Source organism: Pseudomonas fluorescens (assembly GCF_001623525.1).
In the GTDB taxonomy this organism is placed as follows: domain Bacteria; phylum Pseudomonadota; class Gammaproteobacteria; order Pseudomonadales; family Pseudomonadaceae; genus Aquipseudomonas; species Aquipseudomonas fluorescens_Q.
On sequence record NZ_CP015225.1, the window covers coordinates 3,769,740 to 3,793,610 of the forward strand.

Annotated in this window: 23 protein-coding genes and 1 pseudogene; 11 read left to right on the forward strand and 13 right to left on the reverse strand. The window is 62.2% G+C overall.

Translation table 11 applies throughout. The annotated features are described in order from the left end of the window. Positions 1 to 34 precede the first annotated feature (34 nt). The 10 genes from TK06_RS16295 to TK06_RS16340 all read left to right on the forward strand — a co-directional run bounded on the left by TK06_RS16295 (position 35) and on the right by TK06_RS16340 (position 7,045). Positions 35 to 1,009: a KpsF/GutQ family sugar-phosphate isomerase gene (locus TK06_RS16295; protein ID WP_063322909.1), complete on the forward strand. Its 975-nt coding sequence runs from the start codon at positions 35 to 37 to the stop codon at positions 1,007 to 1,009. Then, the gene (locus TK06_RS16300; protein ID WP_063322910.1) at positions 1,010 to 1,534 is read left to right on the forward strand and encodes a KdsC family phosphatase; all 525 of its coding nucleotides are present in this window, start codon (positions 1,010 to 1,012) and stop codon (positions 1,532 to 1,534) included. Between the two features lie 7 nt (positions 1,535 to 1,541). Beyond that, on the forward strand, positions 1,542 to 2,111 hold the full coding sequence (gene lptC, locus TK06_RS16305; protein WP_063322911.1) for an LPS export ABC transporter periplasmic protein LptC: 570 nt from the start codon (positions 1,542 to 1,544) through the stop codon (positions 2,109 to 2,111). After that, entirely contained in the window at positions 2,098 to 2,649 is a 552-nt protein-coding gene (lptA, locus tag TK06_RS16310) for a lipopolysaccharide transport periplasmic protein LptA (protein ID WP_063322912.1), read from the forward strand. Before lptC ends, lptA begins: the two co-directional genes overlap by 14 nt. After that, positions 2,649 to 3,374: an LPS export ABC transporter ATP-binding protein gene (gene lptB, locus TK06_RS16315; RefSeq protein ID WP_063322913.1), complete on the forward strand. Its 726-nt coding sequence runs from the start codon at positions 2,649 to 2,651 to the stop codon at positions 3,372 to 3,374. The genes lptA and lptB overlap by 1 nt, the downstream gene beginning before the upstream one ends. Before the next feature lie 164 nt (positions 3,375 to 3,538). Beyond that, positions 3,539 to 5,032 carry an RNA polymerase factor sigma-54 gene (locus TK06_RS16320; RefSeq protein ID WP_063322914.1) on the forward strand — a complete coding sequence of 498 codons (1,494 nt, stop codon included), beginning with the start codon at positions 3,539 to 3,541 and terminating at the stop codon, positions 5,030 to 5,032. A 76-nt stretch (positions 5,033 to 5,108) separates the two neighbouring features. Further along, on the forward strand, positions 5,109 to 5,417 hold the full coding sequence (hpf, locus tag TK06_RS16325) for a ribosome hibernation-promoting factor, HPF/YfiA family (protein ID WP_003178005.1): 309 nt from the start codon (positions 5,109 to 5,111) through the stop codon (positions 5,415 to 5,417). A 12-nt stretch (positions 5,418 to 5,429) separates the two neighbouring features. Continuing rightward, the gene (gene ptsN / locus TK06_RS16330; protein ID WP_003197847.1) at positions 5,430 to 5,894 is read left to right on the forward strand and encodes a PTS IIA-like nitrogen regulatory protein PtsN; all 465 of its coding nucleotides are present in this window, start codon (positions 5,430 to 5,432) and stop codon (positions 5,892 to 5,894) included. Positions 5,895 to 5,896: 2 nt separating this feature from the next. Next, positions 5,897 to 6,754 carry an RNase adapter RapZ gene (gene rapZ, locus TK06_RS16335; protein WP_003197845.1) on the forward strand — a complete coding sequence of 286 codons (858 nt, stop codon included), beginning with the start codon at positions 5,897 to 5,899 and terminating at the stop codon, positions 6,752 to 6,754. Positions 6,755 to 6,769: 15 nt separating this feature from the next. Continuing rightward, positions 6,770 to 7,045 (forward strand): HPr family phosphocarrier protein, encoded by a 276-nt coding sequence (locus TK06_RS16340; protein WP_063322915.1) that lies wholly within the window; start codon positions 6,770 to 6,772, stop codon positions 7,043 to 7,045. Positions 7,046 to 7,313: 268 nt separating this feature from the next. Here TK06_RS16340 and TK06_RS16345 read toward each other — a convergent pair. The 6 genes and pseudogenes from TK06_RS16345 to pmbA all read right to left on the reverse strand — a co-directional run bounded on the left by TK06_RS16345 (position 7,314) and on the right by pmbA (position 12,712). Then, a pseudogene (locus TK06_RS16345) lies at positions 7,314 to 8,205 on the reverse strand (ZIP family metal transporter). A gap of 28 nt (positions 8,206 to 8,233) precedes the next feature. After that, positions 8,234 to 8,845 (reverse strand): superoxide dismutase, encoded by a 612-nt coding sequence (locus TK06_RS16350; protein WP_063322916.1) that lies wholly within the window; start codon positions 8,843 to 8,845, stop codon positions 8,234 to 8,236. Between the two features lie 2 nt (positions 8,846 to 8,847). Further along, positions 8,848 to 9,288: a hypothetical protein gene (locus tag TK06_RS16355; protein ID WP_063322917.1), complete on the reverse strand. Its 441-nt coding sequence runs from the start codon at positions 9,286 to 9,288 to the stop codon at positions 8,848 to 8,850. 28 nt (positions 9,289 to 9,316) lie between these two features. Further along, positions 9,317 to 10,693, reverse strand: coding sequence for a class II fumarate hydratase (locus TK06_RS16360; RefSeq protein WP_063322918.1), 1,377 nt, complete (start codon positions 10,691 to 10,693; stop codon positions 9,317 to 9,319). Further along, positions 10,686 to 11,081, reverse strand: a complete 396-nt coding sequence (locus tag TK06_RS16365) for a hypothetical protein (protein WP_063322919.1) — start codon at positions 11,079 to 11,081, stop codon at positions 10,686 to 10,688. Before TK06_RS16365 ends, TK06_RS16360 begins: the two co-directional genes overlap by 8 nt. A gap of 284 nt (positions 11,082 to 11,365) precedes the next feature. After that, on the reverse strand, positions 11,366 to 12,712 hold the full coding sequence (gene pmbA, locus TK06_RS16370; RefSeq protein WP_063322920.1) for a metalloprotease PmbA: 1,347 nt from the start codon (positions 12,710 to 12,712) through the stop codon (positions 11,366 to 11,368). A 108-nt stretch (positions 12,713 to 12,820) separates the two neighbouring features. Here pmbA and yjgA point away from each other — a divergent pair, with 108 nt between their 5' ends. Further along, a complete protein-coding gene (yjgA, locus tag TK06_RS16375; RefSeq protein WP_014336624.1) occupies positions 12,821 to 13,345 on the forward strand; it encodes a ribosome biogenesis factor YjgA in 525 nt (174 codons plus the stop codon). A 148-nt stretch (positions 13,346 to 13,493) separates the two neighbouring features. On the opposite strand, the gene tldD is transcribed toward yjgA, so the two are convergent. The 7 genes from tldD to mreC all read right to left on the reverse strand — a co-directional run bounded on the left by tldD (position 13,494) and on the right by mreC (position 23,737). Beyond that, on the reverse strand, positions 13,494 to 14,936 hold the full coding sequence (tldD, locus tag TK06_RS16380; protein WP_063322921.1) for a metalloprotease TldD: 1,443 nt from the start codon (positions 14,934 to 14,936) through the stop codon (positions 13,494 to 13,496). A gap of 5 nt (positions 14,937 to 14,941) precedes the next feature. Continuing rightward, positions 14,942 to 15,805, reverse strand: a complete 864-nt coding sequence (locus TK06_RS16385; RefSeq protein WP_063322922.1) for a carbon-nitrogen hydrolase family protein — start codon at positions 15,803 to 15,805, stop codon at positions 14,942 to 14,944. Between the two features lie 137 nt (positions 15,806 to 15,942). Continuing rightward, on the reverse strand, positions 15,943 to 19,746 hold the full coding sequence (locus TK06_RS16390; RefSeq protein ID WP_063322923.1) for a YhdP family protein: 3,804 nt from the start codon (positions 19,744 to 19,746) through the stop codon (positions 15,943 to 15,945). 60 nt (positions 19,747 to 19,806) lie between these two features. Further along, positions 19,807 to 21,264 carry a ribonuclease G gene (gene rng / locus TK06_RS16395; protein ID WP_063322924.1) on the reverse strand — a complete coding sequence of 486 codons (1,458 nt, stop codon included), beginning with the start codon at positions 21,262 to 21,264 and terminating at the stop codon, positions 19,807 to 19,809. Positions 21,265 to 21,320: 56 nt separating this feature from the next. Next, complete coding sequence (locus tag TK06_RS16400) at positions 21,321 to 21,917, reverse strand: Maf family protein (RefSeq protein ID WP_063322925.1); 597 nt, start codon at positions 21,915 to 21,917, stop codon at positions 21,321 to 21,323. A gap of 183 nt (positions 21,918 to 22,100) precedes the next feature. Next, positions 22,101 to 22,589: a rod shape-determining protein MreD gene (gene mreD / locus TK06_RS16405; protein WP_003197820.1), complete on the reverse strand. Its 489-nt coding sequence runs from the start codon at positions 22,587 to 22,589 to the stop codon at positions 22,101 to 22,103. Next, positions 22,586 to 23,737 carry a rod shape-determining protein MreC gene (mreC, locus tag TK06_RS16410; protein ID WP_086936664.1) on the reverse strand — a complete coding sequence of 384 codons (1,152 nt, stop codon included), beginning with the start codon at positions 23,735 to 23,737 and terminating at the stop codon, positions 22,586 to 22,588. Before mreC ends, mreD begins: the two co-directional genes overlap by 4 nt. Between the last annotated feature and the right edge of the window lie 134 nt (positions 23,738 to 23,871).

The following is a 23,871-nucleotide window of genomic DNA, read 5'->3' on the forward strand; positions in this document are numbered from 1 at the left end:
CGCCGCCTTTTCATCGGGCTATACGATTTCTGACATGAGCCAATCCAGCGACCTGATTCAATCGGCACAACGTACCATCCGCCTCGAGCTCGAAGCCGTGCAAGGCTTGCTGCCCCATATCGACGCTAATTTCGTACGCGCCTGCGAGATGATTCTGGCCAGCAAAGGCCGGGTGGTCGTGGTCGGCATGGGCAAGTCCGGGCACATTGGCAACAAGATCGCCGCCACCCTCGCCAGCACCGGCACCACGGCCTTTTTTGTCCATCCGGCCGAAGCCAGCCACGGAGACATGGGCATGATCACCCGGGACGACGTCATCCTGGCCCTGTCCAACTCCGGCTCCACCAATGAGATCATAACGCTGCTGCCGCTGATCAAGCGCCTGGGCATCCAGTTGATCAGCATGACCGGCAACCCGGGCTCGCCGCTGGCCAAGGCCGCCGAAGTCAACCTCAATGTTCATGTCGAACACGAAGCCTGCCCGCTGAACCTGGCACCGACCTCCTCCACCACCGCGGCCCTGGTCATGGGCGACGCCCTGGCCGTGGCGCTGCTCGAAGCCCGGGGCTTCACCGCGGAAGATTTCGCCTTTTCCCATCCCGGTGGCGCCCTCGGCCGTCGCCTGCTGCTGAAAGTCGAAAACGTGATGCACGCTGGCCAGGATTTGCCACAAGTGCTGCGCGGCACGCTGCTCAAGGACGCCCTCATGGAAATGACCCGCAAAGGGCTGGGCATGACGGTGGTCCTGGAGACCGACGGCAAGCTCGCCGGGATCTTCACCGACGGCGACCTGCGCCGCACCCTGGACCGCACCATCGACATCCACAGTGCGACCATCGAGCAAGTCATGACGCCCCACGGCAAGACCGCCCGCGCCGAGATGCTCGCCGCCGAGGCCCTGAAGATCATGGAAGACCACAAGATCAGCGCCCTGGTGGTCGTCGATGACGAAGACCGTCCGGTGGGCGCCCTGAACATGCACGATTTGCTGCGTGCGGGAGTCATGTAAATGAACACAGACCTGTTGCAACGCGGCCAAGCCATCAAGCTGGCGGTTTTCGATGTGGACGGCGTGCTGACCGACGGTCGCCTGTACTTCCTTGAAGACGGCAGCGAGTTCAAGACGTTCAACACCCTCGACGGCCAAGGCATCAAGATGTTGATGGCCGCCGGCGTGCAGACCGCTATCATCAGCGGCCGCAAGACCCCTGTGGTCGAGCGGCGCGCGAAGAACCTCGGCATCCCGCACCTTTACCAGGGGCGCGAAGACAAACTGGTGGTGCTGGACGAGCTTCTGGGTCAACTCAACCTAAGCTATGAACAGGTGGCGTACCTCGGTGACGACCTGCCAGACCTGCCGGTGATTCGCCGGGTCGGCCTGGGCATGGCGGTCGCCAACGCGGCCAGCTTCGTCCGCGAGCACGCCCACGGCGTCACCACGGCGCGAGGCGGCGAAGGGGCGGCCCGCGAATTCTGTGAACTGATCCTGCGCGCCCAGGGCCACCTCGAAGCGGCCAACGCCGCGTACCTGTGAGCCATTTATGCTGAGCAAGAAGATTCGCACCATCGTGGTGTTCGGCTGTATCGCGGCGATTTTTGCTGCGGTGGGCTACTGGAACATCAGCCCCGAACGGTTTCTCGACCGGCCTGCGGCCCAGATCGAGGAAAAGATCGACTGGTACGCGACCAACACGCATACCCTGCAGTACCTGCCCGACGGCAAAGTGCAGTACGAGATGACGTCCGACAAGGTCGACCACGTAAAGGCCACTGACATTACGCTGGTCACCAAGCCCGATCTGAACATGTTCCGCGGCACCGAGTTTCCGTGGCATGTGCAGAGCGAGCATGCCGAAGTCAATTCCGGCGGCACCGAAGTGGAACTGATCGACTCGGTGCGCATCGCCCGAACCGACGAGAAAAACCGTACGACCATCATCACCAGCACGCGCATGACCGTGTTCCCACAGCAAGAATATGCGCAGACCGAGCAACCCGTTAGAATCGACGGCGCCGGGGGTGTATCGACCGGCACGGGAATGAAAGCGTATTTGAAGGAAAGCAGGATACACCTGCTATCGAACGTAAGAGGACAGTATGAAGCTCGCTAAAACCCTCCCTATTTTGCTCAGTCTGGGCGCAGCAGCACTGGGAAGCGCGAGCGCCTGGGCTCTTCCCGACGACCGCAACCAGCCTATCCGCATCCAGGCCGACGACGCCCAGCTCGACGACAAGAATGGCGTGGCCACCTATAAAGGCGACGTGATCATCACCCAGGGCTCGATGAAGGTCACCGGCAATACCGTGACCATCACCCGCACCCAGTCCGGCGACATCGACGTGGTGACCTCGGTGGGCAACCTGGCCTATTTCGAGCAGTTGCAAACCGCAGGCGATACCAAGCCTGTGCAGGGTTACGGGGTAACCATCCAGTACCACGCCTCCCAGGATCGCGTCGTCCTGATCGACCGCGCCAAGGTCGTCGACAAGGACAACAACGTGACCCAAGGCGAGAAAATCGTCTACGACACCAACAAGAAACTCGCCAGCGCCGGTCGCGCCACCGGCAGCAAGGTGACCGAGTCGCGTCCGCGGATCGACATGGTGATCCAACCGAAAAAGAAAACCGACGAGCAGAAGGCCCAGTAATGGCAACTCTGAAAGCTCAGCACCTGGCCAAGAGCTACAAGAGCCGTCAAGTCGTGCGTGATGTCAGCCTGTCCATCGACAGCGGCCAGATCGTCGGCCTGCTCGGCCCCAACGGCGCGGGCAAGACCACCTGCTTCTACATGATCGTCGGCCTGGTCCAGGCCGATCAGGGTCGCGTACTGATCGACGACGTGGATGTCAGCCACCAGCCGATGCACGGCCGGGCGAAGGCAGGTATCGGCTATTTGCCGCAAGAAGCATCGATCTTCCGCAAACTGTCGGTTGCCGACAACATCATGGCGATCCTCGAGACCCGCAAGGAACTCGACAAGGCCGGTCGTCGCCAGGAGCTGGAAAGCCTGCTGCAGGAATTCCACATCAGCCATATTCGCGACAACCTGGGCATGAGCCTGTCTGGCGGTGAGCGGCGTCGCGCGGAAATTGCCCGCGCCCTGGCCACCGCACCGAAGTTCATCCTGCTCGACGAACCGTTCGCTGGCGTGGACCCGATCTCGGTAGGTGATATCAAGCAGATCATCCATCACCTCAAGGCCAAGGGGATCGGCGTGCTGATCACTGACCACAACGTGCGCGAGACGCTGGATATCTGTGAAACCGCCTACATTGTCAACGATGGCCAACTGATCGCCGAAGGCGACTCCGCAGCCATCCTGGCCAATGAGCTGGTCAAGGAAGTGTATCTGGGCCATGAGTTCCGCCTGTAATCACAAGTGTCTGGCGAATTGTCCGAGCGTCGTTTAATTTTATTGTGGCGACGCTCTAGGCAAACACTTCAGTTTCAGGCATATAATTTGCTTAAGTTTGGCGCTTCGGCGCCCTGTAGTGGATGGCGCATGTGCGCCGGCTAATAAGGTGTTAAGCCCCTGCCATGAAACCATCGCTAGTCTTGAGAATGGGCCAGCAGCTGACGATGACACCGCAGCTGCAACAGGCCATCCGCCTGCTCCAATTGTCGACCCTGGACCTGCAGCAGGAAATCCAGGAGGCCCTGGAGTCCAATCCGATGCTCGAACGCCAGGAAGAAGGCGACGACTTCGACAACACCGATCCGCTGGCCGACAACGTCGAGCAGAAGACCAACACCGAAATCCCGGAACCGACCTACCAGGAAACCGCCCCGACGGTGGACAACCTCGAGGACGGCGAATGGAACGAACGCATCCCCAACGAACTGCCCGTGGACACGGCCTGGGAAGACGTCTACCAGACCAGCGCCAGCAGCCTGCCAAGCAGCGATGACGACGAGTGGGACTTCACCACCCGCACCTCTGCGGGCGAAAGCCTGCAAAGCCACCTGCTGTGGCAGTTGAACCTGGCGCCGATGTCCGACACCGATCGCCTGATCGCCGTGACCCTGATCGACTGCATCAACAACCAGGGCTACCTGGACGAGACCCTCGAAGAAATCCTGGAAGCCTTCGACCCCGAGCTCGACATCGAGCTGGACGAGATCGAAGCCGTCCTTCATCGCATCCAGCAGTTCGAACCGGCCGGCATCGGCGCCCGCAACCTGGGCGAGTGCCTGTTGCTGCAACTGCGCCAGTTGTCCGCCAAGACGCCGTGGCTGGCCGAAGCCAAGCGGCTGGTCACCGATTACATCGACCTGTTGGGCGGCCGCGACTACAGCCAGTTGATGCGGCGCATGAAACTCAAGGAAGATGAGCTGCGCCAGGTCATCGAACTGGTGCAGAGCCTCAACCCGCGCCCCGGCTCGCAGATCGAATCCACCGAACCCGAATATGTAGTCCCCGACGTGATCGTGCGCAAGCACAATGATCGCTGGCTGGTGGAGCTCAACCAGGAGTCGGTGCCCAAGCTGCGGGTCAACGCCCAGTACGCCGGCTTTGTGAAGCGTGCCGACACCAGTGCCGACAACACCTTCATGCGCAACCAGTTGCAGGAAGCGCGCTGGTTCATCAAGAGCCTGCAAAGCCGCAACGAAACCCTGATGAAAGTTGCCACCCAGATCGTCGAGCATCAGCGCGGCTTCCTGGAGTACGGCGATGAAGCGATGAAACCGTTGGTCCTGCATGACATTGCCGAGGCAGTGGGCATGCACGAGTCGACGATTTCCCGGGTAACCACCCAGAAATTCATGCATACCCCTCGGGGTATCTATGAATTGAAATACTTTTTCTCCAGCCACGTCAGCACCTCCGAAGGCGGCGAATGCTCATCCACGGCCATCCGCGCGATCATCAAAAAACTGGTGGCCGCGGAAAATCAGAAAAAGCCGTTGAGTGACAGCAAGATCGCTGGTTTACTGGAGGCACAAGGCATTCAGGTGGCCCGCCGCACCGTCGCCAAATACCGCGAATCCCTCGGGATCGCGCCTTCGAGCGAACGTAAGCGGTTGATGTAACAGGCCACGCCACAGCGTTCCAGTGGCAGGCATTTCTGCCTGCCGCTTTATGCACTGGCAACGAAGGAGAAGCTGTATGCAAGTCAACATCAGTGGACACCAACTGGAAGTGACCGAACCCCTGCGCACCTACATCGGCGAAAAACTCGACCGATTGGAGAGGCATTTCGACAAGATCACCAACGTGCAAGTCACGATGAACGTCGAGAAGCTGCTGCAGAAAATCGAAGCCACGCTGCATATCCCCGGCGGAGAAGTGGTTGCCAACGCAGAGCACACAGACATGTATGCCGCGATTGACCTGCTGACCGACAAGCTGGATCGCCAACTCAAAAAGCATAAGGAAAAGACCCAGAGCCTCCTCCAGGGCGCAACCGGTCGTTAACCCCCCCAATCCATGATCCGACTAGAAACCATCCTGACCCCCGGCCGTTCCCAGGTGAACGCGCCGGGCGGCAGTAAAAAGAAAGCCCTCGAACACATTGCCAACCTGATCCACCGCGAGGTACCGGATCTGGAAATGCAGGACGTCTTCGAGGCCTTGGTTGCCCGTGAAAAACTCGGCTCCACCGGTTTTGGCAACGGCATCGCCATTCCCCACTGCCGTCTCAAGGGTTGTGCCGCGCCGATCAGCGCGCTGTTGCACCTTGAAACTGCTATAGATTTCGACGCCATCGACGGCGCCCCGGTCGACCTGCTGTTTGTATTGCTGGTACCGGAAGCGGCGACCGATGCGCACCTCGAGCTGCTGCGCCAGATTGCCAGCATGCTGGACCGCAAGGAAGTGCGCGAAAAACTGCGCAGCGCACCGAGCAACGAAGCGTTGTACCAGGTTGTCCTGGACGAGCAGAACGGTCATTAAAAATGCGCATGATCATTGTCAGTGGTCGCTCCGGCTCCGGTAAAAGCACGGCCCTCAACGTGCTTGAGGACAGCGGCTACTATTGCATCGACAACCTGCCCGCCGGCCTGCTGCCGGAACTGGCCGAGCGCGCCCTGATCCACACCGAGCTGGCACAGCCGCTGGTGGCGGTGTCGATCGATGCGCGTAATCTGCCAAGCCACCTGTCGCGTTTTCCTGAACTGCTTGAGGAAGTGCGCAGCCGGCATATCCAATGCGACGTGCTGTACCTGGATGCCGATGAAGAGACACTGCTCAAGCGTTTTTCCGAAACCCGCCGACGCCACCCACTGAGCAATGCCAACCGTTCGCTGGCCGAAGCCATCGAGGATGAAAGCCAGCTATTGGGGCCGATCGCCGACCTGGCAGACCTGAAGGTCAATACCACGCACCTGAACCTGTATCAGTTGCGCGACACCATCAAGCTGCGCCTGCTCAACCAACCCGAGCCGGGCACGGCGTTCCTGGTGGAGTCGTTTGGTTTCAAGCGTGGCATGCCCGTAGACGCCGATCTGGTGTTCGATGTGCGCTGCCTGCCCAATCCTTATTGGAAACCGGAGTTGCGCGCTCAGTCCGGGCTCGACCAACCGGTGATCGACTACCTGGCCGCCCAGCCGGATGTCGAAGAAATGTACCAGGACATCTCCAGCTACCTGCTCAAATGGCTACCCCGCTTTGCCGCGAGCAATCGCGCCTATGTCACGATCGCCATCGGTTGTACTGGCGGTCATCACCGCTCCGTCTACCTGACCGAACGCCTGGGTCAACTCCTGCAACAATCCCTGAAGAACGTCCAGGTTCGCCACCGCGACCTCAGCTAAAGGATTCACATCGCGATGCCTGCTCAGGAAATTGAAATCATCAACAAGCTGGGTTTGCATGCCCGAGCGTCGGCCAAGTTCGTCGGAGTCGCGGGCCAGTTCAAGGACACCACCATCAGGGTGGGTCGCACACCCGAGACCGCGGTCGACGGTAAAAGCATCATGGCGATGATGATGCTCGCCGCCGGCAAGGGCACCAAGATCCACCTGCACACTGAAGGCGATCGGGCGCAGGAAGCGATGGATGCCCTGGTGGACCTGATCAACAGGTACTTCGACGAAGGCGAATAACCCCCCTGTGGTGAGGGGATTTATCCCCGCTGGGGTGCGAAGCGCCCCCCCAAAAAAGCCCATGCAATCAACCAGGGCCACCGCGAGAGTAGGTTTTGGGGCTGCTTCGCAGCCCAGCGGGGATAAATCCCCTCGCCACAGATTGATCCTGCCCCACAGATTGTCCCCCTGCCCCACAGATTGTCCCCCCTGCCACACAGATTGATCCCTGCCCCACAGATTGTCCCCCTGCCACACAGATTGATCTCTGTCCCACAGACTTTCCCTGTCACGCCAACGCCGTATCCATCACCATCATCAGGCAAAACCCCACCAGCAACCCGAGGCTCGCCAGCTTGTCATGGCCATTGCGGCGCGATTCGGGAATGACCTCGTGAGTCACCACCAGCAGCATCGCCCCGGCCGCCAGCGCCAGCCCCAGGGGCAGCAGCATCTCGGCCAGGCTCACCAACCAGGCGCACAACAGCGCGAACACTGGCTCGACCAGCCCTGACGCAGCGCCAATCGCGAACGCCTTGAGCCGCGACATCCCGGCCGCAGCCAGCACCAGCGCGATCACCAGCCCTTCAGGGACATCCTGCAAGGCGATCCCCATCGCCAGGCTGTCGGCATCTGGCATGCCGCCACCCGCCGATACGCCAACGGCCATCCCCTCAGGAATGTTGTGAGCCACGATGGCAAACACAAACAGCCAGATCCGCGGGGGCAATGATCGGACGTCCGGGCGCCTCTACCAGCCTTGCAGGGCTGGCTGACACTTTACGGTCGACCAGGTACAACCCGAATGCCCCCAGCAGGATACCGAAGCTGATCAGGCCACTGGCCGCCCAAGGCGTGAGCCCCAGCTGTTCGGCTGCGGCAATGCCCGGCACGATCAGCGAAAACGCCGTCGCGGCCAGCATCACGCCAGCCCCGAAACCGAGTAACGAATCACTCACGGCCTGGGGCATGCGGCGGATCACCAGCACCGGCACAGCGCCCAACGCCGTGCCCAAGGCGCAAAGCCCACCGCCCTGCAGGGCACGCAACAGTTTCGGCTCCAGGTCCAGCCACGCCAGGCCCTGGGCTACCAGCAATGTCATCCCGGCCAACAATAACAGCGATCCCAAGGCGTAGCGGAACATCCGTCCGCTCCCTATCGCCAGCGTTTCAGTATCCATAGTCAGCCTTGGATTGTTTATGAGGCACTCAGGCCAGCGCAGCCCGGTAACGGCGTGCGACTTCCGGCCAGTTGATCACGTTGTAGAACGCGTTGATGTATTCCGGCCGACGGTTCTGGTACAGCAGGTAATACGCGTGCTCCCAGACGTCCAGGCCCAGGATCGGCGTATGGCCGTTCATCAACGGGCTGTCCTGGTTGCCGCTGCTTTCCACCACCAATGTCTTTTGCGGGGTCACGCTCAACCAGGCCCAACCGCTGCCGAAACGGGTCAGCGCCGCCTTGGTGAATGCTTCCTTGAACCGTTCGAGCCCACCCAGTTGCGCTTCGATCGCGGCGGCCAGGGCCCCCTCTGGGTGTCCACCGCCCTGGGGCGCCATGACCTCCCAGAACAACGAATGGTTGGCATGGCCGCCGCCCTGGTTGATCACCGCGGCCCTGAGGCTTTGCGGCAATTGCTCGATGCTGGACAGCAGTTTTTCGACCGGCCATTCGGCGTATTCGGTACCGTCCACCGCCGCGTTGAGGTTGTTGATGTAGGTCTGGTGATGCTTGGTGTAGTGGATTTCCATGGTTTGCGCATCGATGTGCGGTTCCAGGGCATCGTAGGCGTAGGGCAATGCAGGCAAGGTAAAAGCCATTTTCAATGAACTCCGTAATGAACAGGGGCATCGCGCTGCTGGGGCGAAGCGGCATTGCAACCCAGCAGGCGCTGGGTACGAGGGTATTCACCGTGTTCGCTGATGAACGTCAGCAGTTCGACATAGGTCTTGTGGCTCTGACGCAACGCAGCAGCACGCAGGGCCGGCGCCATGCGCTCGTCCTGCAGGGTCTGCAACAACCGCTGGTGGATGGCGCAGAGGTACTCGGCGCTCTCCTCCGGCTGGTTCAGGCGCAAGTGCAGGTCCGCCAGGTTGTGATGGGAGACGACGCACGCGGCCACGGCTTCGTCGGCATCCGACCAACGCTCGAACAGCACCTGGGCCAGCGCCAGGGCTTGCAGGTAGGCTTCGCGGGCATCTACCAGCTCGCCCAGCATGAAACAGCGGTTGGCCCGTTCAATCGTACGTTTCCAGTGTTCCATGATGAGTCCTCCACACAGGTGTCGGGGGTTACACGCCGCCGGCGGTGAGCTTCTCCGGGTCCAGCAGGACTTCGAGTTCGCTGCGTGTCAGGTCGGTGTGCTCCAGGGCGACATCAATGACCGGCCGACCTTGCTGGTAAGCCTTCTTGGCGATTTCAGCGGCCTTCTGGTAACCAATGATCGGATTCAGCGCGGTCACCAGGATCGGATTGCGCGACAACGCTTCCTTGAGCCGGGCCTCGTTGACCTTGAAGGTGGCGATGGCCTTGTCCGCCAGCAAGCGGCTGGCAGTGGACATCAGCGCGATGCTGCTCAGCAGGTTCTGGGCGATGATCGGCAGCATCACGTTCAATTCGAAGTTGCCCGATTGACCGGCGATAGTGATCACCGTGTCGTTGCCAATCACTTGGGCCGCCACCATCGCGGTGGCTTCAGGAATGACCGGGTTGACCTTGCCGGGCATGATCGAGGAGCCCGGCTGCAAGCCTTCGAGTTCGATCTCGCCCAGGCCCGCCAGTGGCCCGGAGTTCATCCAGCGCAGGTCATTGGCGATTTTCATCAGCGACACCGCCGTGGTCTTGAGCTGTCCGGACACCGCCACGGCGGTGTCCTGGGAGCCGATCAGCGCGAACAGATTCTGGCCTGGGGTGAACTGCACCTGGGTCAGTTGCGTCAGTTGTTGGCTGAACAGCTCGGCGAAGCGTGGATGGGCGTTGACCCCGGTGCCGACCGCCGTACCGCCCTGGGCGAGGGATTGCAGGCTCGGCAGCAGGTCCTGCAAGTGGCCGATATTGGCCTTGAGTTGCTGCGCCCAGCCGTCGAGCACCTGGCTCAGGCGCACCGGCATGGCATCCATCAGGTGGGTGCGACCGGTCTTGATGAACGGGTGCACCTCCTCGGCCTTGCGCTCAATCACCTGCACTAGGTGCAACAGCGCCGGCAGCAGTTGCTCATGCAAGGCCAGCGCAGCGCTGACATGAATGCTGGTAGGGATGATGTCATTGCTGCTCTGGCCGCAATTGACGTGGTCGTTCGGATTAACCGTTTCCCCCAACAGACGACTGGCGAGGGTGGCGATCACTTCGTTGGCGTTCATGTTGGAACTGGTACCCGAGCCGGTCTGGAAGATATCCACCGGGAAGTGGTCCATGAATTGGCCTTCGAGTAGCCCTTGGGCGGCGTCGACAATGGCCTTTCCCTGTGCAGGGCTGATTTGTTCCAGCTCTACGTTGGCCCGAGCGGCAGCCGCCTTGGCCAGGATCAGGGCGCGGATGAACTGCGCCGGCATACGCTGGCCGCTGACCGGAAAGTTATCCACTGCGCGCTGGGTCTGGGCGCCATAGAGGGCATCCACCGGGACTTGCAGCTCGCCCATGCTGTCGCGTTCGATACGGGTATTACTCATCGGGAGATCCTTGCACCAGTTCAATAAGAGGAATCGACGGCTCCAGGGCGCAGGTCGCCAGCGCCCAGGCATGACTCTGCCAACGCTTGAGGCGGCAGCGGCACAGTGATTGTTGTTCGAGCTCACGCAGAGGACGCCAGGCCTGGTCGAGGCAGAGATTGCGCCAATGCCACGGCAGCGCGACGTCGGCGGCGGTGTCGAGCAGCAAGCGGAACGCGGTTTCGGAAATCATCCACGGCGAAGTGGCGGTGCAGCAGGCCAGATAACGGCCTTCGGCCAGGTAATGCTCGATCAGCCGCGGCTCGTCCGGACTCATCGCACAACGGATCTGGCGACTCATCCAGCGCCAGCTTTCAAGGTAGGGTTGCTCGTGCAGGGCAGAACTCATGACCGGGGCTCACTCGGCGAATGAGATTCATTATTAGATGATAATAAGAAGCAACACAACTGTAAGCCCGTACAAAATTCACCGTGGCTAGGGAGCTTGCTCCCGCTGGTCTGCGAAGCAGACCCTGTTTATCAGGGTTGTCATGTCTTTGCGGTGCTGCTGAGATTTTTGCGGCTGCTGCGCAGCCGAGCGGGAGCAAGCTCCCTCGCCACAGGGGTTTCTGCGAACATGAAAAAGGCGCGTCACCCGCTAGGATGACGCGCCTTTTTTACTGCGATTGAAGGTCAGCTACCCGCCACCGTCATCCGCTCGATCAACACCGAACCGGTGCGGATGTTGCTGCGCAGTTCCAGATCGTTGCCCACCGCTACGATCTGCTTGAACATGTCGCGCATATTCCCGGCGATGGTCACTTCCTGGACCGGGAACTGGATCTCGCCGTTCTCGACCCAAAAACCCGCCGCGCCACGGGAATAGTCGCCGGTGACCATGTTCAGGCCATGGCCCATCAGTTCAGTCACCAGCAGGCCACGCCCCATGCGCCGCAGCAAGGCGGCCTGGTCTTCTTCGCCATGGGTCACGAACAGGTTATGCACGCCACCGGCATTGGCGGTGCTCGGCATGCCGAGTTTGCGGCCCGAATAGGTGCCGAGGATGTAGGACACCAACTCGCCCTTTTCCACGAACGGCTTGGCGTAGGTGGCCAGGCCGTCGCCGTCGAACGCGGAGCTGCCCATGGCCTGCATCAGGTGCGGACGCTCGTCGATGGTCATCCATTCCGGGAACAGTTTCTGCCCCAGCGCGCCCTCGAGGAACGACGACTTGCGGTACAGGTTGCCGCCGGACACCGCCGACAGGAAGCTGCCGAACAAGCCGCCGGCCAGCTCGGCCGAAAACAACACCGGCACTTCACAGGTCGGCACCGGCCGCGCGCCCAGGCGGCTGGCCGCCCGTTGTGCGGCTTTCCGGCCAATGCTCACCGGGTCCGCCAGCAAGGTGCCCTGGCGGTTCACGTCGTACCAGTAATCGCGCTGCATCTGGCCATCGGCTTCGGCGATCATCACGCAACTGAGACTGTGGCGAGTCGATGCATAACCGCCGATGAAGCCGTGGCTGTTGCCATAGACCCGGCAGCCCTGGTGGGTATTGAGCGTCGTGCCGTCGGCATTCTTGATCCGGCTGTCGGCCTCGAATGCCGCCGCTTCGCAACGCAGTGCCTGTTCGATGGCCTGCTCGGGGGTGATGTCCCAGGCGTGAAACAGGTCGAAGTCGCGCAGCTCCTTGCACATCAGCGCAGCATCGGCCAGGCCCGAGGCTTCGTCTTCGGAGGTGTGCTTGGCAATAGCCAGTGCCGCGGCGACGGTTTCGCGAATGGCCTCCGGACCACTCGCCGAAGTGCTGGCCGAGCCCTTGCGCTGGCCCACGTACAAGGTGATGCCAAAGCCCTGGTCGCGATTGAATTCGACGGTTTCCACCTCGCGCTGGCGCACCGACGTCGACAGGCCCTGCTCCAGCGATACAGCCACTTCACAGGCACTGGCGCCCTGGCGCTTGGCCTCGGCAAGGATCTGCTCGACTTGCTCCTGCAGTGCCGGCAATGCTTGCGGGCCGACGCTTTGAACTGCACTCATGGTGTTCTCCACTCAAATTCTTCTTTCGGTGATGGCCTTCGAGCGACCGGGCCGGACAAGCGGCCCCCGACTGGTTATCATGGCGGCGTTTCTTTGCGGACTGCCACCATGGTTGATTCTTACGACGACTCCCTCTACGAGGGTGAAAAAAGCAAATCCCAGGTCAAACGCGAGCTGCATGCTCTGGTTGACCTCGGCGAGCGACTGACAACACTCAAGCCTGACTTGCTGGCCAAACTGCCTTTGACCGACGCCTTGCGCCGGGCCCTGGCCGATGCGCCCAAGCACACCGCGAATATCGCGCGTAAACGGCACCTGCAATTCATCGGCAAGCTGATGCGCGATCAGGACACTGACGCCATTTTGGTCCTGCTCGATCAACTCGATGCCTCCACCCGGCAATACAACGAACGTTTCCACAACCTGGAGCGCTGGCGCGATCGCTTGATCGCAGGCGACGACGGCACCCTGGAAAAATTCGTCATCGACTACCCGGAGGCTGATCGTCAGCAATTACGCTCCCTGATCCGTCAGGCCCAGCACGAACTGGCGCAGAACAAGCCACCGGCCTCGAGCCGTAAAATCTTCAAGTACATCCGTGAGCTGGACGAAACCCAACGCGGCTTGCGCTGAACCTCCCAACTTCACCAGAAACCATTACCGTGGCGAGGGAGCTTGCTCCCGCTCGGTCGGTCCGACGCCTCGGGCGCAGCGACCGCATTGGGGCTACTGCGTAGCCCAGCGGGAGCAAGCTCCCTCGCCACGGGGCCGCTGAATATTTTCATGCGCCCGTGCCACCCACGGTAATCGCGTCGATCTTCAAGGTCGGCTGGCCGACGCCCACCGGCACCGATTGCCCGTCCTTGCCGCACGTGCCCACACCGCTGTCCAGCGCCAGGTCGTTACCGACCATCGACACCTTGCTCATCGCCTCCGGCCCGTTGCCGATCAGGGTCGCGCCTTTGACCGGCGCGGTGATCTTGCCGTCTTCGATCAGGTAGGCCTCGCTGGTGGAGAACACGAACTTGCCACTGGTGATGTCCACCTGGCCGCCGCCGAGGTTGGCGCAATAGATACCTTTTTTCACCGAGGCGATAATTTCCGCCGGATCGCTTTGACCACCGAGCATGTAGGTGTTGGTCATGCGCGGCATGGGCAGGTGCGCGTAGGATTCACGGCGACCATTGCCCGTGCGGGCCACGCCCATCAGCCGGGCATTGAGCTTGTCTTGCATGTAGCCCTTGAGCACACCGTTCTCGATCAGCGTGGTGCATTCGGTCGGCGTGCCTTCGTCGTCGACGCTCAGGGAGCCACGACGCCCGGCCAGGGTGCCGTCATCGACGATGGTGCAGAGTTTCGAGGCAACCATTTCCCCCATGCGCCCGCTGTAGGCTGAGCTGCCCTTGCGGTTGAAATCGCCTTCCAGGCCGTGACCCACCGCTTCGTGCAGCAGCACGCCGGACCAACCGGACCCCAGCACCACCGGCAACGTACCGGCCGGGGCCGGAATGGCCTCGAGGTTGACCAGCGCCTGGCGCAGCGCTTCGCGGGCGTAGCCCATGGCACGGTCTTCGCTGAGGAAATAACGATAATCGGTGCGTCCGCCGCCGCCATGGCCACCGCGCTCACGGCGACCGTTCTGCTCGACGATCACGCTGACGTTGAACCGCACCAGCGGCCGCACGTCCGCCACCAGACCGCCGTCGGTGGAAGCCACCAGGATCCGCTCCCAGACCCCGGCCATGCTCACCGTCACTTGTTGGATACGCGGATCGAGGGCACGGGTGGCGACGTCGATGCGCTTGAGCAGCTCGACTTTTTCGGCGCGGCTCATGACTTCCAGCGGGTTATCCGGCGCATACAACTGCGCCACGTCCTGGCTGCTGAACGCCTGGACCGTGCCGTTCTGCCCGGCGCGGGAGATCGAGCGGGCCGCACGGGCCGCGGCACCGAGGGCCTCCAGGGTGATGGCGTTGCTGTAGGCAAAACCGGTTTTTTCCCCGGACTGGGCGCGCACACCCACGCCCTGGTCAAGGTTGAAACTGCCTTCCTTGACGATGCCGTCTTCCAGCGACCAGGACTCGGAGATCTGCCCTTGGAAATACAGGTCGGCCGCATCGATGCCCGGGCCGGCCAGGTCGCCCAGCACGCCTTGCAGGCTCTCCAGGGTTACGCCGCCAGGGGCTAAGAGGTGTTCACTGACTGAGGACAACAACCCGCTCATATGTTTTACGCCTTGAATTCGTCGTCTTGGACAGGTCGCGGTGAAGCGCCCTGCGAGAAAAAGCGCCGATGGCTAGCCACCGGCATGCGCGCCCGGATGGACGCCTGTTCGCTGCTGTCGCGCTCGGCCAGCAGCACGGCCTCACCTTGATCCTGTTGTGCCAGCACATGGCCCCACGGGTCGACAATCGCGGCATGGCCAAAGGTTTCCCGCGGCCCCGGATGCACGCCGCCCTGGGCGGCCGCCAGCATGTAGCACTGGGTCTCGATGGCCCGGGCGCGAATCAATACCTCCCAATGGGCCGCGCCGGTCACCGCGGTAAACGCCGACGGCGCCGTGATCAGTTCGGCCCCGGCAGCCCGCAACTCGCTGTAGAGCTCCGGAAACCGCAAGTCGTAACAGACCGTCAGGCCGACCCGGCCCACGGGGGTATCGGCAACCACCACGTTAGCGCCATAAGCATAGTCATCCGACTCGCGATAGCGCCCGCGATTGTCCGCCACATCCACATCGAACAAGTGCAGCTTGTCGTAGCGCGCCACGATCTGGCCCTGATCGTCGACCAGCAACGAACAGGCGTGGGACCTGGCCTCGGGCTGGTCCACCGGTGGCAACGGCAACGTGCCGGCCACAATCCATAACTTGAGGTCTCGGGCGACCTGTTTCAACCAGGGCAGGATCGGTCCCTGACCAAAGGCTTCGGCACGACCGATATCGGCAATGTCCCGCCGTCCCATCGCCGCGAAATTCTCCGGCAGCACGGCCAGCCTGGCGCCGCCTGCGGCAGCCTGCTCCAGCAGCGCACGAGCACGGGCCAGGTTGGCGAGCACATCGCTCTGGCTGACCATTTGAATCACTGCGACGGACATGGCAGTTCCCCGTTGTTTGGTAGTGCCCCTGTGGGAGCGAGCTTGCTCGCGATTGCGGTGGATCAATCAACAAAGATGTTGGATGTACCGGCCTCATCGCGAGCAAGCTCGCTCCCACAGGGGATTGTCATCGTCTGTCAGAACGGCTTATCAAAGGTAATCTTCGGCTCTTTCCACGGGCCCTTGACGTCGTATCTTACGCTGGCGAAACGCGCCACGCGGTCGCCGATCAGTTTGTCGATCAAAAACAGCGCGCCACCCACCGCCGGGGCACCGACGATCAGCGCGGCGATTGGCAGGTTGTTGGTCACCGGCAGCGTCACCAGCAGCTTGGCGTCGACCCGGTCGGCCACCATGTCCAGCGTGCCGTTGAGTTCCAGGTTGCTCGACGGCCCGGTCAGGGTAATGGGTTCGCGGGTCACGTACACACCGTCGCTCGCCACCAGCAGTCCCTTGACCCGGTCGTAGCTAAGCCCCTTGCCGAACAGGTCGGAGAAGTCCAGGCGCAAGCGTCGGCCGATGGAGTTGAAGTTCAGCAGGCCAAATACCCGCAACGCCTGGGCGCTGCCTTCCACTTCGACAAACTGGCCCTTGCTCAGCGACGCGTCGAGGCTGCCGGAAAAACGCTTGGTGGCGACCCACGCTGGCGAGCCGGGCCAGCGGCCATCGACATCCAGGCGGAACGTCTGGCTGGTCACGCTTGGGGCATAACCCCAGCCCTTGAGCACGTCGCCCAGGTTCTTGCCGCCGATACGGCCCTTGTACCAACTGCTGGTGGAACCGGGCGCGCCTTCCCAACCACCACTGCCGTTCAACACCATGCCCTTGAGGCCCATGTCCAGCTCGTTCAGCGCGATGCCCTTGGCGGTCGGTCGTACTTTCAACGACCACGCACCGATGAGATCAGGGCCCTGGAACAATTGGTCGATGGCAATATCCATGGCCGGGATTTTGCCGGGATCGACCGACGCCAACGGATCCGGTGAGTTTTCATCCGCCTGGACCGTCGGGTCTGTGGCCGGCAGGCGCACATAATCAAGCTTGATACCAATCGGGGCGGCCTTTGCGTCCGGCAGGCTGACATTGCCCTTGGCCTGCTGGCTGTCGAGCCGCAAGGCCCAGGCGTCCGGCCTGCGGTCCAATTGCACCGATGCCTGGTCCAGGGTCGTACCCATGGCCGTGAGCTTGCCGACAGTCAGATCGACGCTGCTGAGCAGTTGCTTGGCACTGCCGCCCGGATCCTGGCCGGCGTACTTGTTGACCAGGTCCTGCCAGGGACTCACGTCCAGTGCAGGCAGTGTGCCGCGCAGTCGCAGTCCCTTGGCCCCGGGTAGAACGGCATCGCCGGCCCCCAGCAACAATTCGCCACGACCATCGGCGACTTTCCCGCTCGGCGCGGCGTAAGTGAAATTGGCCAGATCGCCATAATCGAGCCAATAACGCCGCTCCGGCCCTTGCAGGGTCATGCGAAACACCGTGTCGCGCCCGACATCGGCGGCCATGCCGAAGGGTGCCGGCAGGTCCACCGCCACGCCCTTGAGGTTGGAACTGACCGACAACTGGCTGTCGGCGCCGTCGAGGATCACTTGCAACTGGTACGGCACGACACCGGATACCGGCAACGGCTGGGTGACATTCAGCCAACTGGTGAGTTTCTTGATCTCCACCTGCCCGGACGCCGAGACTCGTGTGTTGAGCGCTCCGGCGCGGCCTTCGGCGAAGATCTGTGCGGTCACGGGTCGGTCGAATGCCCGGGCACTGATGCCCTTGCCGCTCAAGCCCTTGTTGCTGTCGAAGCGGAAATCGCCCTTGAGTTGGGTCAGTTCCAGTACCGGCTCGCTGAGCTTGAGACGGGCCTTGTCGGTGGCGAAATCCACCAGGATCTTCGGTTGTTCGCCTTTGACCAGGGGGATGTCAAGCTTCACGCTGCCTTGCAGGTCGCCCTCGCCTTCCCAGCCGGCAAATGTCTCGGCGGTCCCGATCGGCGCGGTCTGGAGGATTTTCAGACCGTCCCCCAGTCCTCCAGCGAACCCGCCGTCCAGAAACAGATGAACGCTCTGCCCGCTGGGTACATGGGGAATGTTCACCGAAACATCCTTGACCTGGGTATCGAGCAATTGTCCTTGGCTGGCGAAGATGCGTACGCCGCTGTCTTCGACGAAGACATCACCGCTGACCTTGCTGACCGAAGGCCAGCCCGGCTGGAACGCCAGTTCGGCGTCATGCACCTTGAAAAACAGGCTGATACTGCGTGCCGCGTCTTCGGCACCGTGATTGAGCGAGCCTTGATACTGGAAGAAGCCCTCGTCCACCGCGCCCTTGACGATGGCCGTGCGCAGCCACTCATCCAGCGCCGGGCTGAGGACCGCCGGCAGGTACTTGGCGGTGTAGCGTCCGTCACCATCCACCAGGCCAACCCGCAGGTCCATGTAGTCTTCCTGGCTGTGGTCGAAATGCAGGCGGATCAGGAAATCGCCAGCAATCCGGCCCTCCTCGCCCAGCACCTTCAAATACGGCGCGATCAGGGTGAAGCCTTGCTTGTCGAGCTTCCAGGTCAACCGGGCGTTGGCCTGCAGATACTGCCAGGGCTTGGCGAAAATCGGGTCCAGGTGCAGGGAAAAATCCTTGCTGTCCATGCGCAGCTCGCCGCCACCGAGGTCGCCGCTCAGACTCCCCGATACATTGCGCGCAGCCGGGGCGCCGCGATAGGCGTCAAAGCCCACGGTGTCCAGGTTGGTGGCGAAGCTGATTTTCTGGTCACCGGTGTTCTGCGGCCGGTAGTCCAGCAGCACGTTGCGCAGGCCACCGGTCACCTTGAGACGGTCGATGGTCGTCGCCAGGCCTTCAGGCAACGGTGCCAGGGCGTTGAGCAAAGGCGTAAGCGGGGTCAGGTCGAGGCGATCGGCCTGCAGGTGCCAGCGCTCCTCGGCCTTTTCGGTGGCAGCACTCTGTTGCAGTTGCAGGCGCGATTCCCAGCGGGTTTCGCCCAGGTTCATCGCCAGGGAATCGAAGGTCGCGGTAAATCCCTGGTCACCACGCTGGAAGTATCCATTGAGCGCCAGGTTATGGATCTGCACCGGCTTGCGCTCGGCGTAGGCACCCAGGATGTCAGGAGCGTTCAAGCGCATGGCCGCGCTTTGCACCGTACCGCCGCCCCAACTCAGCCAGAACTCGCCACCGGCCTTGATCCGGGAAAAATTCCATTGCTGGGTCAGGCGTTTGGGCAGCCATTTGGACCAGTCGCTTTGCGGCAGGCTCAGGTACGCATCGGCCTGGCCGTTCTTCCAGTCACTGGCGCGGATCCGGGTGCGCAGGTTGATCGCCACCGGCTGACCGTCAGGCAGGGTCAAGCGCACGTCCAGCCGTTGACGGATGGCGCCGGTGCGCAAGCTCAAACCGACGTAGGTGAGGGTCAGCGGTGGTTGCTCGACAGGTTGCAACGTCACCTGGCTATCGAGCAGCGAGAACCTGGAGACCACCTGCATGCGTTCGAGCAATTGCTGCGGATCGAGGGGCTGGTCGTCCTTCACCGGCAGGCCTTCCAGGGCCCACTTGCCGTCGGTGCCCTCCTTGAGGCTGATCTTCAGGCCGCTGACTTCCAGGTGGGCAATACGCACCTGACGTGCCAGCAAGCTGTCCCACAGGTCAGGCACGACTCGCACCTGATCCAGGTGCAAGGCGTTGGGGCCTTCGCCGACCACCACGTCGCGCGCAGCCAGGATTGGCGCCAGGGCGCTCCAGCTACCGTCGAGGCGTCCGATGTGCACAGGCATGCCCAAGGCAGCGCCGGCCCGGGTCTCGACCTCGGCGCGATATTCGGCCACCAGCGGGACCAGCTCGCGACCGAGGCTGACGTACAACGCCAGCAACACCAGCAGCAGGGCGCACAGCCCCAGCCCCCAGCGAGTCAGCGCCGCCAAAATGCGTGTCAGACGCTCCATGTCAGTGGGCTCCCCTGGCAAAGACGATCAAATCCGCGGGCCCGCCGCTTCCCAAGCGCTTCAGAGCAACACCACGTCGTATTGTTCCTGGGAATACATGGTTTCCACCTGGAAGCGAATCGTGCGTCCAATAAACGCTTCCAGCTCTGCGACATTGCCTGACTCCTCGTCGAGCAGGCGGTCCACGACTTTCTGGTTCGCCAACACTCTATAGCCAGTCGCCTGATAGGCGCGCGCCTCCCGGAGAATTTCGCGGAAGATTTCGTAACACACGGTTTCCGGGGTCTTGAGCTTGCCGCGGCCCTGGCAACTGCTGCACGGCTCGCACAGCACCTGTTCGAGGCTTTCGCGGGTGCGCTTGCGGGTCATCTGCACCAGGCCCAGCTCGGTGATACCGATGATGTTGGTCTTGGCGTGGTCGCGTTCAAGTTGTTTTTCCAGGGTCCGCAGCACCTGGCGCTGGTGCTCTTCATCTTCCATGTCGATGAAGTCGATGATGATGATCCCACCCAGGTTGCGCAGGCGCAGTTGCCGGGCAATGGCGGTGGCGGCTTCCAGGTTGGTCTTGAAGATGGTTTCTTCCAGGTTGCGATGGCCGACGAACGCCCCGGTGTTGACGTCGATGGTGCTCATGGCCTCGGCCGGGTCGACCACCAGGTAACCGCCGGACTTGAGCGGCACCTTGCGCTCGAGGGCTTTCTGGATTTCGTCTTCGACGCCGTACAGGTCGAAAATCGGCCGTTCGCCAGGGTAATGCTCGAGGCGGTCGGCGATTTCCGGCATCAGTTCGGCGACGAACTGTGTGGTTTTCTGGAAGGTTTCCCGGGAATCGATGCGGATTTTCTCGATCTTGGGGCTGACCAGGTCGCGCAAGGTCCGCAGCGCCAGGCCCAGGTCTTCGTAGATCACGCTGGGGGTGGCGATGGTCTTGATCTGCGCGGCGATCTGGTCCCAAAGCCTGCGCAGGTAGCGGATGTCCATGAGGATCTCATCGCCCCCGGCCCCTTCGGCGGCGGTGCGCAGGATGAACCCACCGGCTTCCTTGATGCCTTCTTTTTCCACGCAGTCGCTGACCACCTGCTTGAGACGCTCGCGCTCGGCCTCGTCTTCGATCTTCAAGGAAATGCCGACATGGGCGGTGCGCGGCATGTACACCAGGTAGCGCGACGGAATAGACAGTTGCGTGGTCAGGCGCGCGCCCTTGGAGCCGATGGGGTCCTTGGTGACCTGCACCACCAGGCTCTGGCCTTCATGCACCAGCGCGCTGATGCTCTCCACGGCCGGCCCTTCGCGCATGGAAATTTCCGACGCATGGATGAATGCCGCGCGGTCCAGGCCGATGTCGACAAAGGCCGCCTGCATGCCCGGCAGCACCCGCACCACCTTGCCTTTATAGATATTGCCGACGATGCCACGCTTTTGCGTGCGCTCGACGTGGACCTCTTGCAGAACACCGTTTTCAACCACCGCCACGCGCGATTCCATCGGCGTGATGTTGATCAGGATCTCTTCACTCATGGCAGGGTCTCGTTCAGGCATGTTCACGATTATGGCCGCATCAAGTCAGACGGCGCTCAGCGCGCGCTCAAGGTTTGCCAACAGGGTATGCCGAAATGGCCCAGTAGTTCTGCGGTTTCGCACAGCGGCAGGCCAACCACGGCTGAATAACTGCCTTCAAGCCCGGCGACGAATACCGCACCCAACCCTTGAATACCATAGCCGCCGGCCTTGTCCCGGGGTTCACCGCTGGCCCAGTAGGCCGCCGCTTCCTGTTCCGTGATCGACCGAAAGCGCACCAGGCTGCGCACAACGCGGGATTCACAACGCTGCCCTCCCAGTATGGCAATGGCGGTCAATACTTCATGTTCGCGACCGGACAGGCTCAAGAGCATCGCCATGGAATCGGCCTGGTCCACGGGTTTGCCGAGAATTCGCCCGTCCAGTACCACAGCCGTATCGGCGCCCAACACGCAGCCATCCATGCCGGCGTCCAGGGCTCGCCGACCCGCCTCGGCCTTGCCGCGCGCCAGGCGCTCGACATAGGCCGAAGGGGTTTCGTGGTCCAGGGGAGTTTCGTCGATGTCCGCGCCGACGGCGGTAAAGGGCACGCCGATCTGCGTGAGCAGTTCACGCCGACGCGGCGAACCTGAGGCGAGGTAAAGCGGTTTCATCAAGACATCTCCCTCTCAAAGCACAGCCATCCAGACAAAAACAGCTTTTGTGGCGAGGGAGCTTGCTCCCGCTGGGCTGCGCAGCGGCCCCAACTTTTACGGTCGCTACGCAACCGAGCGGGAGCAAGCTCCCTCGCCACAGGGATGTAAGTCATCAGAAAAAGTGTAGGTATCCTGACCGAATCAGTTGATTTTGAAACGCAGGCGCAGGCCACGCAAACCGAAGCTGACCCAGGGCCAGAGCAAGGCGCTGACCAGGGCTGGCAAGACCAGCGCCAGGGTCGGCTGGCGGTTGCCAGTCAGCGCGCTGAGCCACAACTGCACCAGTTGCGCCAGGCCGAAGATCACCAGGATCACCAGGCACTGCTGCCACATAGGGAACATCCGCAGGCGTTGTTGCAGCGACAGCACCAAGAAGGTGATCAACGTCAGGATCAGCGCGTTCTGCCCCAGCAACGTGCCATAAAGCACGTCCTCGGCCAGGCCCAGGCACCAGGCGGTGACCATGCCGACCTTGTGCGGCAAGGCCAGCGCCCAGAAGGCCAGCAACAGGGCCAGCCACAGTGGGCGCAGGATTTCCATGAACTGCGGCAGCGGCGAAACGCTGAGCAACAGGCCGATGGCGAAGGTCAGCCAGACCATCCAGCCGTTACCGGATTGGGTACTGCTCATTCTTCTCGTGCTCCCCTGGGGGCTGGCGCGGTGGCCGGCGTGGAGGCTGGCGGTTTGGCGGCGGGCCGGGCTGGTTGAGCAGGCTGCGCGGCGGGCGCGTGGGTGGCCGAGCGGGTCGGTTTCACAGCAGGCGCGGCGGGCGCGGTGGCTGGGGTTGCCGCCGGCGTGGTGGCCGGAGCCGCCGTCGCGGGTGCAGGCACTGGTGGTTTTGGCACCGCGGCCGGGACAGGCGCCGGCACTGCGGTCACTGGGGCGACCGAGTCGCCGCCCTGGCGGTCCTGGGCTTCCTGGGCCACGGCGGCATCGTTGGCACGTTCTTCGGGCGTGCGGTTGTCGCTGAATACCAGCAGCAAGTACCGGCTGCGATTCAATGCCGCCGTCGGCACCGCGCGAACGATGGCAAACGGCTGGCCGGAGTCATGGATGACTTCCTTGACCGTCGCCACCGGATACCCGGCCGGGAAGCGCTGGCCGAGGCCGGAACTGACCAGCAGGTCGCCTTCCTTGATATCGGCGGTATCGGCCACATGCCGCAGCTCCAGGCGTTCCGGGTTACCGGTGCCGCTGGCGATCGCCCGCAGGCCGTTGCGGTTGACCTGCACCGGAATGCTGTGGGTGGTATCGGTCAGCAACAACACGCGGGACGTGTAGGGCATCAACTCCACCACCTGGCCCATCAGGCCACGGGCGTCGAGCACCGGCTGGCCGAGGACCACGCCGTCGCGCTCGCCCTTGTTGATGATGATACGGTGGGTGAAGGGGTTGGGGTCCATGCCGATCAACTCGGCCACTTCGACCTTCTCGTTGACCAGCGCCGAAGAATTGAGCAACTCGCGCAGCCGAACGTTCTGCTCGGTGAGGGCCGCCAGCTTCTGCATGCGCCCCTGCAACAGCAGGTTTTCGGTCTTGAGTTTTTCGTTTTCGGCGACCAGTTCGGTCCGGCTGCCAAACTGGCTGGCGACACCTTGCCACAAGCGCTGCGGCAGGTCGGTGATCCAGTAGGATTCCATCAACACCAGCGACATCTGGCTGCGTACAGGCTTGAGCAGCGTGAAGCGGGCATCGACCACCATCAGCGCGACCGATAGCACGGTCAGCACCAGCAGGCGCACACCCAATGAGGGGCCTTTGGCGAAAAGCGGTTTAATAGGCCGCTCCTCCCAGGCAAATGTTTTCTTTATTCATACGGCATCAAACCGGCCTGGATACGAATGACAGAAGATAAACGCCAACGGGCAGCACTGCAAAGTGCTGCCCGGGAGCGAACAACATAGACCACTTC

Bases quoted from the DNA above. Each gene is read 5' to 3' on its own strand.
- tldD (WP_063322921.1), bottom strand. From the start codon at position 14,936: ATGAGCGGGTTGTTGTCCTCAGTCAGTGAACACCTCTTAGCCCCTGGC.
- lptA (WP_063322912.1), top strand. From the start codon at position 2,098: ATGAAGCTCGCTAAAACCCTCCCTATTTTGCTCAGTCTGGGCGCAGCA.
- mreD (WP_003197820.1), bottom strand. From the start codon at position 22,589: ATGAGCAGTACCCAATCCGGTAACGGCTGGATGGTCTGGCTGACCTTC.
- TK06_RS16360 (WP_063322918.1), bottom strand. From the start codon at position 10,693: ATGAGTAATACCCGTATCGAACGCGACAGCATGGGCGAGCTGCAAGTC.
- rng (WP_063322924.1), bottom strand. From the start codon at position 21,264: ATGAGTGAAGAGATCCTGATCAACATCACGCCGATGGAATCGCGCGTG.
- rapZ (WP_003197845.1), top strand. From the start codon at position 5,897: ATGCGCATGATCATTGTCAGTGGTCGCTCCGGCTCCGGTAAAAGCACG.
- TK06_RS16385 (WP_063322922.1), bottom strand. From the start codon at position 15,805: ATGTCCGTCGCAGTGATTCAAATGGTCAGCCAGAGCGATGTGCTCGCC.
- yjgA (WP_014336624.1), top strand. From the start codon at position 12,821: ATGGTTGATTCTTACGACGACTCCCTCTACGAGGGTGAAAAAAGCAAA.
- TK06_RS16365 (WP_063322919.1), bottom strand. From the start codon at position 11,081: ATGAGTTCTGCCCTGCACGAGCAACCCTACCTTGAAAGCTGGCGCTGG.
- hpf (WP_003178005.1), top strand. From the start codon at position 5,109: ATGCAAGTCAACATCAGTGGACACCAACTGGAAGTGACCGAACCCCTG.
- TK06_RS16295 (WP_063322909.1), top strand. From the start codon at position 35: ATGAGCCAATCCAGCGACCTGATTCAATCGGCACAACGTACCATCCGC.
- lptC (WP_063322911.1), top strand. From the start codon at position 1,542: ATGCTGAGCAAGAAGATTCGCACCATCGTGGTGTTCGGCTGTATCGCG.
- TK06_RS16300 (WP_063322910.1), top strand. From the start codon at position 1,010: ATGAACACAGACCTGTTGCAACGCGGCCAAGCCATCAAGCTGGCGGTT.
- lptB (WP_063322913.1), top strand. From the start codon at position 2,649: ATGGCAACTCTGAAAGCTCAGCACCTGGCCAAGAGCTACAAGAGCCGT.
- TK06_RS16340 (WP_063322915.1), top strand. From the start codon at position 6,770: ATGCCTGCTCAGGAAATTGAAATCATCAACAAGCTGGGTTTGCATGCC.
- TK06_RS16355 (WP_063322917.1), bottom strand. From the start codon at position 9,288: ATGGAACACTGGAAACGTACGATTGAACGGGCCAACCGCTGTTTCATG.
- pmbA (WP_063322920.1), bottom strand. From the start codon at position 12,712: ATGAGTGCAGTTCAAAGCGTCGGCCCGCAAGCATTGCCGGCACTGCAG.
- ptsN (WP_003197847.1), top strand. From the start codon at position 5,430: ATGATCCGACTAGAAACCATCCTGACCCCCGGCCGTTCCCAGGTGAAC.
- TK06_RS16350 (WP_063322916.1), bottom strand. From the start codon at position 8,845: ATGGCTTTTACCTTGCCTGCATTGCCCTACGCCTACGATGCCCTGGAA.
- TK06_RS16320 (WP_063322914.1), top strand. From the start codon at position 3,539: ATGAAACCATCGCTAGTCTTGAGAATGGGCCAGCAGCTGACGATGACA.
- TK06_RS16400 (WP_063322925.1), bottom strand. From the start codon at position 21,917: ATGAAACCGCTTTACCTCGCCTCAGGTTCGCCGCGTCGGCGTGAACTG.
- TK06_RS16390 (WP_063322923.1), bottom strand. From the start codon at position 19,746: ATGGAGCGTCTGACACGCATTTTGGCGGCGCTGACTCGCTGGGGGCTG.